This is a genomic window from Alkalisalibacterium limincola, assembly GCF_008017755.1.
Taxonomy (GTDB): domain Bacteria; phylum Pseudomonadota; class Gammaproteobacteria; order Xanthomonadales; family Xanthomonadaceae; genus Alkalisalibacterium; species Alkalisalibacterium limincola.
This window is the reverse complement of record NZ_VRTS01000010.1, coordinates 104,506-113,735: the sequence shown is the minus strand read 5'-3', so window position 1 is coordinate 113,735 and position 9,230 is coordinate 104,506. Positions and strand designations below refer to the sequence as shown.

Genomic DNA, 9,230 nt, shown 5'->3' with positions numbered 1-9,230 from the left:
GGCTGGATCGATGGCGCGCAGCTCACCCGCCTGGCCGAACCGCTGGCCAAGAACGGCTACGGCCAGTACCTGCTGTCGCTGCTCGATCACGGGCCGGTGCGATGAAGGTCCACGACACGCCGCTGCCGGAGTGCAAGCTGATCGAGCCGACCGTGTTCGGCGACGCGCGCGGCTGCTTCTACGAGTCCTGGAACCGCGAACGCTTCGCCGCCGAGGGCATGGACTTCCAGGTCGTGCAGTCCAACGTCTCGGTGTCCTCGCGCGGCGTGCTGCGTGGCCTGCACTACCAGTGGCCCAATCCACAGGGCAAGCTGGTCTCCGTGCTGGAGGGCGAAGTGTTCGATGTGGCCGTCGACATCCGCCGTGGCTCGCCGCGGTTCGGGCAGTGGACCGGCGTGACGCTGACAGCCGACAGTCGCCACCACTTCTGGATCCCGGAGGGCTTCGCGCACGGTTTCCTCGTACTCAGCGAGCGCGCGGTGTTCACCTACCTGTGCACCGCCGGCTACGACCGCGAAGCCGATGCGGCGATCCGCTTCGATGATCCGGACATCGGCATCGAGTGGCCCGGGCAGGCCCCGTCGCTTTCCGACAAAGATGCCGCTGCTCCGCTCCTGTCCGAGGTGCCCGAAGCGCGCCTGCCGGTGATGCCGGAATGAAGGTCCTGGTGTTCGGCGCCAACGGCCAGGTCGGGCACGAACTTCTGCGCTCGCTCTCGCCGCTGGGGCAGGTGTCGCCATGCACCCGGGATGGGCGTGGGGCCGGCGGCGGCAAGGCGCTGGGCTGCGACCTGGCAAAGCCTGGCGAGGCACAGGCCCTGGTCCGCGGCCTCGCCCCAGACCTGGTCGTCAATGCCAGCGCGTATACGGCGGTCGACCGGGCGGAGGAGGAGGCCGGGCTGGCGTCGCGGATCAATTCAGGGGCGGTTGCGGAGATTGCCGAGGCCTGTGCCGAACAGGGCTCGCGCCTGATCCATTTTTCGACCGACTACGTATTCGACGGCTCGGCCTCCCGCCCCTACCGTGAGAGCGACCCGGTCGCCCCGGTGTCGGCCTACGGTCGCTCCAAGCTTGCCGGCGAGCAGGCGATTGCCGACAGTGGCGTACGCCACGCGATCTTCCGCCTGGCCTGGGTGTACGCGGCGCGCGGGCGGAATTTCGCGCTGACGATGTTGCGCCTGGCCGGCGAGCGCGATGAGCTGGGTGTCGTCGACGACCAGGTCGGTGCCCCGACGCCGGCGCGCTGGATCGCCGACGCGACCGCACAGGTGGCCCATGCCCATGGCGACCTGGAAGGCGTCTACCACCTGGCCCCCGCGGGCGAAACCAGCTGGTTCGGGTACTGCCGGACCCTGCTTGAATCCGCGCGCGCCGCTGGCGTGCTGCAGCGACTTCCCGAGTTGCGCGCGTTGACCACGGCCGACTATCCCACGCCGGCGCGGCGTCCGGCCTATTCCTGCCTGGACTCGGGAAAGCTTTTCTCGGACACCGGCCTGTCGCTTCCCCACTGGCAGCAGGGAGTCGACCAGCTGGTGGGCGACCTGGCCCGGAATCGCTGAGCCGCCACGATGTCCCGGATGCGGATCGCCATCGTCACCGCAATCAGCGCGTTCGGCAGCGACCGCGACACCGGTCCGCTGTGCGAAGCCCTCGCCGCGATCGGAATCGCCACCGATCATGTGGCCTGGGACGATCCGACCGTCTCCTGGGGCCGGTTCGACGCCGCGCTGTTGCGCTCGCCCTGGAACTACAGCGAGCAGCGTCCCGCCTTCATCGGCTGGACACAGCGCGTGGCACGGGCGACACGATTGCTCAACCCGGCCCATGTGGTGGCGTGGAACACCGACAAGCGCTACCTGGCGGAACTCGGTGCCAGCGGCCTTGCCGTGGTCGAGAGCCACTTCATCGCACCCGAGCAGGTCATCGACGCACTGCCGGACTGGGATGAGTTCGTCGTCAAGCCGAGCGTGGGCGCGGGTTCGAAGGGCGCGGCCCGCTTCAGGCGCAGCGACCACGAGGCCGCGCTCGTACATGCCCGCCAGTTGCAGGCACAAGGCGCACATGTGCTGGTCCAGCCCTACCTGGCCGACGTCGACCACGTGGGGGAGACGGCGCTGGTGTACTTCGATGGGCGCTTCTCGCACGCCGTGCGCAAGGCGGCCCTGCTCGGGGACGACGGCAGCCGTCGCTGCAGCCAGTCCGCTCCCGGGGTCATCAGCCCCTGCGAGGCAGACGCGGGGCAGCGTGGGCTGGCCGAAGCCGTCCTGAGGGAGGCCGGGCAACTGCTCGCGCTCCAGCGACCCCTGGCCTACGCGCGCGTGGACCTCCTGCCCTCTCCTTCCGGCCCGCAGCTGCTCGAGCTGGAGCTCACCGAACCGTCCGTGTTCCTCGGCAGCGGCGACGGGGCCGCCGCACGCTTCGCCGAGGCCATCGAGGCCCACCTGCAGGCTGGCTGAGCAGCGTCGTCCGGCGCCGAGGTAGGCCCAACCGGTCGCGAACGGTACAATGCCGGATTCACATCCGACCCACCGTACCCATGCGTACAGTGCGGTCGAACCGGTCAAAAACAGGAAACCAACGACGATGAAGATCCTGGTCGGATTCAAGCGGGTCGTGGACTACAACGTCCGCATCCAGGTCAAGCCCGACGCAGCGGTGTCGTCACCGACGGCGTCAAGCTCTCGGCCAATCCGTTCGACGAGATCGCGCTGGAGGAGGCGCTGCGGCTGCGCGAGAAGGGCGTGGCCGAGGAAGTGATCGTCGCCACGATCGGCCCCGCCGATGCCCAGGCGCACCTGCGCAACGGGCTGGCGATGGGCGCCAACCGCGCGATCCACGTCGTGAGCGACCAGCCGGTCCAGCCGCTGACCGCCGCGCGGGTGTTCCTCAAGCTGGTCGAGGAGGAAGAGCCCGGCCTGGTGATCCTGGGCAAGCAGGCGATCGACGACGACGCGAACCAGACCGGCCAGATGCTGGCGACCCTGTGGGGCCGGCCGCAGGCCACGTTCGCCAGCGAGGTGCAGGTGGCCGACGGTCGCGCGACGGTGACGCGCGAGGTCGACGCGGGCCTGGAAGTCATCGACGTGGAGCTGCCGGCGGTCATCACCACCGACCTGCGCCTGAACGAGCCGCGCTTCATCAAGCTCCCCGACATCATGAAGGCGAAATCCAAGCCGATCCGCAGCGTCGCGCTCGAGGAACTGGGCGTGGATTCGGGCGACCACCTCAAGACAACCACGTTCGCCCCGCCGCCCAAGCGCAGCAAGGGCGTCATGGTGAAGGACGCCGCCGAGCTGGTCTCGGCGCTCAAGTCCAAGGGCCTGCTGTAAGGAGATCGACATGTCCAAGATCCTGATCATTGCCGACCACCAGGACGGCCGCCTCAACCCCGCCGTCGCGAAGTGTGTCGCCGCCGCCGCCGCGATCGATGGTGCCCAGATCGACATTGCCGTGCTTGCCGAGGACCCTGCATCGGTCGCCGGGGAGGCCGCCAAGCTCGAGGGCGTGGCGCGGGTGCTCGCCGTGTCCAATCCGGCCAACGCGCAGCCCATCGCCCAGGTGCAGGCACCGCAGATCGCCAAGCTGGCCGACGGCTACAGCCACGTCTTCGGCCCCTCCACCACCTTCGGCAAGGACCTCATGCCCTGCGTTGCCGCACTGCTGGGCGTGGCCCAGGTCAGCGACGTGATGAGCGTGGAATCCAGCCACGTGTTCACCCGCCCGATCTATGCCGGCAACGCGATCGTCACCGTCGAGGCGCCAGCCGGCCAGACCGTGGTGGCGACGATCCGGGCGGCCTCCTGGCAGGCCGTCGGCAACGGCGGCAGTGCCGCGGTGGAGACGGCGAGCGTCGACGCCGAACTGCCAACGCACACCCGCTACGTCGAACTGCGGCAGGGCAAGAGCGACCGTCCGGACCTGGCCAGCGCCCCGCGCGTGGTGTCCGGTGGGCGTGGCGTCGGCTCGAAGGAGAACTTCGAGGTCATCTACAAGCTGGCCGACCGGCTCAACGCCGCCGTCGGTGCCTCGCGTGCGGCCGTGGATGCCGGCTACGTGCCCAACGAACTGCAGGTGGGCCAGACCGGCAAGATCATCGCCCCCGAGCTCTACGTGGCGGTGGGCATCTCCGGCGCGATCCAGCACCTGACCGGCATCAAGGACGCCGGCACGATCGTCGCGATCAACAAGGACGCCGACGCGGCGATCTTCGAGGTGGCCGATATCGGACTGGTCGGTGACCTGTTCAAGATCCTGCCCGAACTCGAGGCGGCGCTCGACTGAGGGCTGCCTGCGCGTTGCAGACGCGTTGCGGAAAACAAAAAAGCCGGCAAATGCCGGCTTCTTTGTTTCATCGCGGCGGGTTTCCCCGCCACGATGACCCGGAGGGTTGAACCCCCGGATGTGGCTCGCTTCTTACTCGGCCGATTCCGGCTGCACGCGACAGCAGGCAACGTCGACCCACGCGGTGGCATCGGTACCCGCCTCGTTGTCGAACACGCAGATGTGCGCGCCGAAGTCGCTGAACGTACCCGCGCCCAGCATCGGCATCGTGGAGTTCTGGTCGCACGCACCACCAACGGCGGAGTAGCCGGCGTCACAGAAGGTGAAGCCGACGAAGATCTCGCCAGCCTCGGCCAGCTGCCCGGCGTTTTCCGTCGTGAAGCAGTCGAGCTCGTTCGCGGCCAGGTCGGCGAAGTAGCCGGTCACGTCGACCACCACGTCGCCGGCACGGTGCATGTACACGTCGACGCCGTCACCCATGGCCATGATGGCGCCATTGGCAATGATCTGGTTCGCGGCGAAGTTCACCGTCGAGGAGGCCGGACGGTCGGTGCCACCCGGGAACGCGGTCAGGAAGCCATCGGCGGCCGGACGAACGGCGACGATGTTGAGGGCGACCGAGCTCGCGTCGGCCGGGATGTCGCAACCCTCGGGGTTGCCACCCTGGAACGACAGGTCGGAGGTGTCGATGACGATGTTGCGGGTTTCAGCAGCGGCGTAGGCGCCATCGAGCGAGAAACGCGAATCGGCAACGCGGCACGGCTCAATCGGGTTGAAACCCGTATCAAGGTCGCCGATCGCCTGCGGCGAGACACCACCACGCGCTTCGAATTCCGCGGCAACGGCGCTACGAATTTCCTGGATGTGGCCGACAGCGCGCTCGGCGTTGGCATTGCCGCTCATCATCGCGCCAGCGGCGATGATCGAAGTGGCTGCGATCAAATTGAGTTTCATCCGTACTTTACTCCCTGCATTGTGGGTTGACCTAGGCTCAAGGCCGCTCTGGAATCGTCCATTTCGATCCAGTCGCCCCAGAGTATCAAAACACGAGCCAAAAGCGACTCCGATACTCCGTGAACCCAAGATTAAGATTTCGTTTCGTCAAACCCAAACTGTGACGCCGGTTTGCCGTTCCTATCCAATAACACAGTCGATCATAAAGCCAGCGTGAAACCGCACCCCGTCTTCTCGCGCAACTCCTGCTCATCGACGCCCTCGGCCATTTCCCGCACGACCAGTCCCTCCGGGGTGACGTCCATCACCGCCAGGTCGGAAATGATGCGATCCACCACGCCCACGCCGGTCAGCGGGAGGCTGCATTCGGGCAGGATCTTGTGCGACCCGTCCTTCGCCACGTGCTCCATCAGCACCACGACCCGCTTGACTCCGGCGACGAGATCCATCGCCCCGCCCATGCCCTTGACCATCTTCCCGGGGATCATCCAGTTCGCCAGGTCGCCCGAACCGGTCACCTGCATGGCGCCCAGGATGGCGAGGTCGATATGGCCTCCCCGGATCATCGCGAACGATTCGTCGCTGCCAAAGAAGCTGGCGCCGACACGCGCGGTGACGGTCTGCTTGCCGGCGTTGATGAGGTCGGCATCGACTTCCCCCTCGGTGGGGAAGGGACCGATGCCCAGCAGTCCATTTTCAGATTGCAGCCAAACATCGATTCCCTCGGGGATGAAGTTGGCCACCAGCGTCGGCAAGCCGATGCCAAGGTTCACGTAGGCGCCATCGGTCAACTCGGCAGCTGCTCGACGTGCCATTTCTTCGCGGGTCCAGCCCATTGCGGTTCTCCTGGTTGATCCAGCGCAGCTCAAGCGCGCACGGTGCGCTGCTCGATGCGCTTCTCGGGGTTGGCGTTGACCACGATCCGGTCCACGTAGATGCCTGGCAGGTGCACCGAGTCGGGATCAAGTGCACCCACTTCGACGAGTTCCTCGACCTCGGCCACGCAGAACTTCCCGGCCATCGCGCACGCCGGATTGAAGTTGCGCGCCGTCTTGCGGAAGACCAGGTTGCCGGCGCTGTCGGCCTTCCATGCCTTCACCAGGGAGAGGTCGGCGCGCAGCGCGGTCTCCATGATGTAGGGCTGGCCATCGAACTCCCGCGTTTCCTTGCCTTCCGCCACCACCGTGCCGTAGCCGGTGCGGGTGAAGAAGGCGGGAATCCCGGCGCCACCGGCCCTGAGGCGTTCGGCCAGGGTGCCCTGCGGGTTGAACTCCAGCTCCAGCTCCCCGGCAAGGAACTGGCGCTCGAACTCCTTGTTCTCGCCCACGTAGGACGAGACCATCCGGCGGATCTGCCGAGTCGCCAGGAGCAGGCCGAGGCCGAAGCCGTCGACGCCGGCATTGTTCGAGATGACGGTGAGTCCGGACACGCCGGAGTCACGCAATGCCCCGATGAGTGCCTCGGGAATCCCGCATAGGCCGAATCCCCCCACGGCCAGGGTCTGTCCGTCGCGGACGATGTCCGACAGGGCGGAGGCCGCGTCGGGAAACACCTTCGCTTCGCGCCGATGTGTTGCCGGGTCGCTGTGTGGGCTCATCTGGGAAATCTCCATGGTCTTCTGGTGAGGCTATCGGGACTGCGCCGGCGACGCGACGGACCTTCGGCCAATGGACATGCCGGCCTCGCCCGCCGCCAGGCCCCGGGGAGGAAACGCGAAGCCGAAGTCGCTGGCGTCCAGGGTGAGGTTGGGATTGTAGGCAGGGTCATGACCGATCTCGAACTCCCACCGCGTCTCCATCAACCTCACCTCGCCCAGGAAGCGGGCCGCCTTCTCCGGCGCGACGTCCGACCCGCGGGTCGCCGACTCGTGATGGTACAGGGTGGCAAACGGCGACCACTGGTTGACGAACCCCGATGCCCGCAGCCGAAGGCAGAAATCGATGTCGTTGAACGCCACGGCCAGCGCTTCGTCCAGTCCGCCCACGGCGAGGTACCGCTCGCGCGTGACCACCAGGCAGGCGCCGGTGACGGCGGAGTAGCACTGCGCCACCCGGGCCCGCCCGCCATGCCCCGGGTAGTCGCGGGAGAAGCCTGTGAACGCATGGTTAGCCACGCCCATGACGCCCAGCACCACGCCGGCGTGCTGGATCGTGTCGTCCGGGTACAACAGCTTCGCACCCACCGCCCCGACCCCGGGCCGCACCGCCCGCGCGACCAGCTCCGCCAGCCACCCGGCCTCGATGACTTCTATGTCGTTGTTGAGCAGGCACACCACATCGGCATCGGTGGTGGAGACCGCGTGGTTGTTGATCGCCGAGTAGTTGAACGCCTGGTCATGCTCGAGCACGCGCACCCGAGCATCCCCCACCACCTCGTCCAGGTAGGCCAGGGTTTCCGGCTCGCGGCTCTGGTTGTCGACGATGATCACTTCGAATGCAGGGTAGTCGGTGCGCTCGAGCACGCTTTCGACGCAGGTCCTGAGCAGGTCGACCCGATCCCGGGTCGGGATGATGATCGCCACCCGGGGTGGCGGCGCGGGAAGCGGCCTGAGCACGCGGTAGTGCCCGTGGCTGAGCGACTCGACCTGCGCACCGGGCTCGTTGTGCTCGAGGTAGGAGGCCACCGCGCGCCTGCCGGCCTCCGACGCATAGTCCTTCTCGCCGCGACCCAGCGCGGTGGATCCGGGAATGGCGCGCCAGTGGTAGAGCACCTTGGGGACGTGGAGGATCTGGCCATCGGCCAGGCGCGCCGTGCATCGCAGGAAGAGGTCATGGTCCTGGCTTCCCTCGAAACCCGGCCGGAACCCCCCCACCTCGCGGACCAGCGCGGTGTCGACCACGCTCAGGTGGCACAGGTAGTTCTGGCCAAGCACGAGCTCCCGGTCCCAGGCCGGCTTGAAGTAGGGATCGAACCTGTTGCCTTCGGCATCGATCTTGTCCTCGTCGGAGTACGCGAAGCGTGCCCCCGGGGCGTCGACCAGGGCCGACACCATCGTCTGCAGGGCGTGCGGGCGCAGTTCATCGTCGTGGTCGAGCAGGGCCACGAACTCGCCGGTGGCCAGTTCCAGCGCCGAGTTCGAGGCGCGCGAGATGTGACCGTTCTCTTCCCTGGAGACCACCTTGATGCGTGCATCGCGCCGGGCGTAATCCTCGAGCACCCGGGCCACGTGAGCCTGCGGGGAGGCATCGTCGCAGATGCACAGCTCCCAGCGCGGGTAGGTCTGGGCCAGCACGCTGTCGATGCAGCTGCGCAACCACGCCTCCGGAGTGTCGTAGACCGGCAGGAGGATGGAAACCAGCGGACCCCTGGCGGCCAGGGCTTCCGCTTGCGCGGCGAGGATCTGGAGATCCGTTCCGGACAGCGTGTCGTAGTAGCGCACCCAGGCCGAGTAGCCCCGGTCGACAGCGACGAACTGCTCGCGATAGGCGCGGTACAGCGCAGTCGTGGCTGGGCCGAGCCCCTGCGATCGCAGGGCCGACAGGAAGCCCAGCGACGCACGCACGCTCCAGCGTGGGCGGTCCGGCCACCCCTTCCCCGACAGGCCCAGCAGCATGCTCGCCAATGCCCTGCCCTTGCCGAGCCTGGACAGGCCCAGGCCCTGGATTCGGTACCTGCCCCGCTGGACCGAGGGCACGAGGCGCAACTCGTGGACCTCGTAGGGAAACATCAGCAGGCAACCGATCCGTCCTTCCTCGTCCGGCTCCGGCAGCAGGAAGGACTCGCCCGGCACCTGTCCCGAGCGCATCGACACCGAGAGGGTTGCGCCGACGGCGGTGGCGTCCTCGGACTGGATCGTGAAACCCAGCCAGTACCAGCCACCGGGCAGCGCCCTGGTCGGCAACGGCCCATCCAGCGCCAGCACGAGCGAAGCCGCGCGACGCGAGGCGAGGATCCGGCCATCCGACTCGATGCGCGCCCCATCCCCGGGGACAAGCGCCATGTCCACGGGAGTGCCGGCCACGCCCCGAAGTTTCCAGCCAAGCGACTCGTTCACGG

8 protein-coding genes and 1 pseudogene are annotated in these 9,230 nt (G+C 67.6%); 5 read left to right on the top strand and 4 right to left on the bottom strand.

The genetic code is table 11. The features are described from left to right. The first annotated feature begins 101 nt into the window (after positions 1-101). The 5 genes and pseudogenes from rfbC (at position 102) to FU658_RS13020 (ending at position 4,280) form a co-directional block, all read left to right on the top strand. Complete coding sequence (rfbC, locus tag FU658_RS13040; protein WP_147892476.1) at positions 102-659, top strand: dTDP-4-dehydrorhamnose 3,5-epimerase; 558 nt, start codon at positions 102-104, stop codon at positions 657-659. Continuing rightward, a complete protein-coding gene (rfbD, locus tag FU658_RS13035; RefSeq protein WP_147892475.1) occupies positions 656-1,558 on the top strand; it encodes a dTDP-4-dehydrorhamnose reductase in 903 nt (300 codons plus the stop codon). The genes rfbC and rfbD overlap by 4 nt, the downstream gene beginning before the upstream one ends. A gap of 9 nt (positions 1,559-1,567) precedes the next feature. Continuing rightward, complete coding sequence (locus FU658_RS13030; RefSeq protein ID WP_147892474.1) at positions 1,568-2,455, top strand: ATP-grasp domain-containing protein; 888 nt, start codon at positions 1,568-1,570, stop codon at positions 2,453-2,455. Between the two features lie 127 nt (positions 2,456-2,582). Beyond that, positions 2,583-3,328 (top strand): annotated as a pseudogene (locus tag FU658_RS13025) (electron transfer flavoprotein subunit beta/FixA family protein). Between the two features lie 10 nt (positions 3,329-3,338). Further along, positions 3,339-4,280, top strand: a complete 942-nt coding sequence (locus FU658_RS13020) for an electron transfer flavoprotein subunit alpha/FixB family protein (RefSeq protein WP_147892473.1) — start codon at positions 3,339-3,341, stop codon at positions 4,278-4,280. Positions 4,281-4,412: 132 nt separating this feature from the next. On the opposite strand, the gene FU658_RS13015 is transcribed toward FU658_RS13020, so the two are convergent. From FU658_RS13015 to FU658_RS13000, 4 genes are all read right to left on the bottom strand, one after another. Further along, entirely contained in the window at positions 4,413-5,234 is an 822-nt protein-coding gene (locus FU658_RS13015) for a hypothetical protein (RefSeq protein WP_147892472.1), read from the bottom strand. A 200-nt stretch (positions 5,235-5,434) separates the two neighbouring features. Beyond that, entirely contained in the window at positions 5,435-6,070 is a 636-nt protein-coding gene (locus tag FU658_RS13010) for a CoA transferase subunit B (RefSeq protein WP_147892471.1), read from the bottom strand. 29 nt (positions 6,071-6,099) lie between these two features. After that, positions 6,100-6,831: a CoA transferase subunit A gene (locus FU658_RS13005; RefSeq protein WP_147892470.1), complete on the bottom strand. Its 732-nt coding sequence runs from the start codon at positions 6,829-6,831 to the stop codon at positions 6,100-6,102. A gap of 30 nt (positions 6,832-6,861) precedes the next feature. Further along, entirely contained in the window at positions 6,862-9,195 is a 2,334-nt protein-coding gene (locus tag FU658_RS13000) for a glycosyltransferase family 2 protein (RefSeq protein WP_147892469.1), read from the bottom strand. Between the last annotated feature and the right edge of the window lie 35 nt (positions 9,196-9,230).

Coding starts and splice junctions, on each gene's coding strand:
- rfbC (WP_147892476.1), top strand. CDS start 102: ATGAAGGTCCACGACACGCCGCTGCCGGAGTGCAAGCTGATCGAGCCG.
- rfbD (WP_147892475.1), top strand. CDS start 656: ATGAAGGTCCTGGTGTTCGGCGCCAACGGCCAGGTCGGGCACGAACTT.
- FU658_RS13030 (WP_147892474.1), top strand. CDS start 1,568: ATGTCCCGGATGCGGATCGCCATCGTCACCGCAATCAGCGCGTTCGGC.
- FU658_RS13020 (WP_147892473.1), top strand. CDS start 3,339: ATGTCCAAGATCCTGATCATTGCCGACCACCAGGACGGCCGCCTCAAC.
- FU658_RS13015 (WP_147892472.1), bottom strand. CDS start 5,234: ATGAAACTCAATTTGATCGCAGCCACTTCGATCATCGCCGCTGGCGCG.
- FU658_RS13010 (WP_147892471.1), bottom strand. CDS start 6,070: ATGGGCTGGACCCGCGAAGAAATGGCACGTCGAGCAGCTGCCGAGTTG.
- FU658_RS13005 (WP_147892470.1), bottom strand. CDS start 6,831: ATGAGCCCACACAGCGACCCGGCAACACATCGGCGCGAAGCGAAGGTG.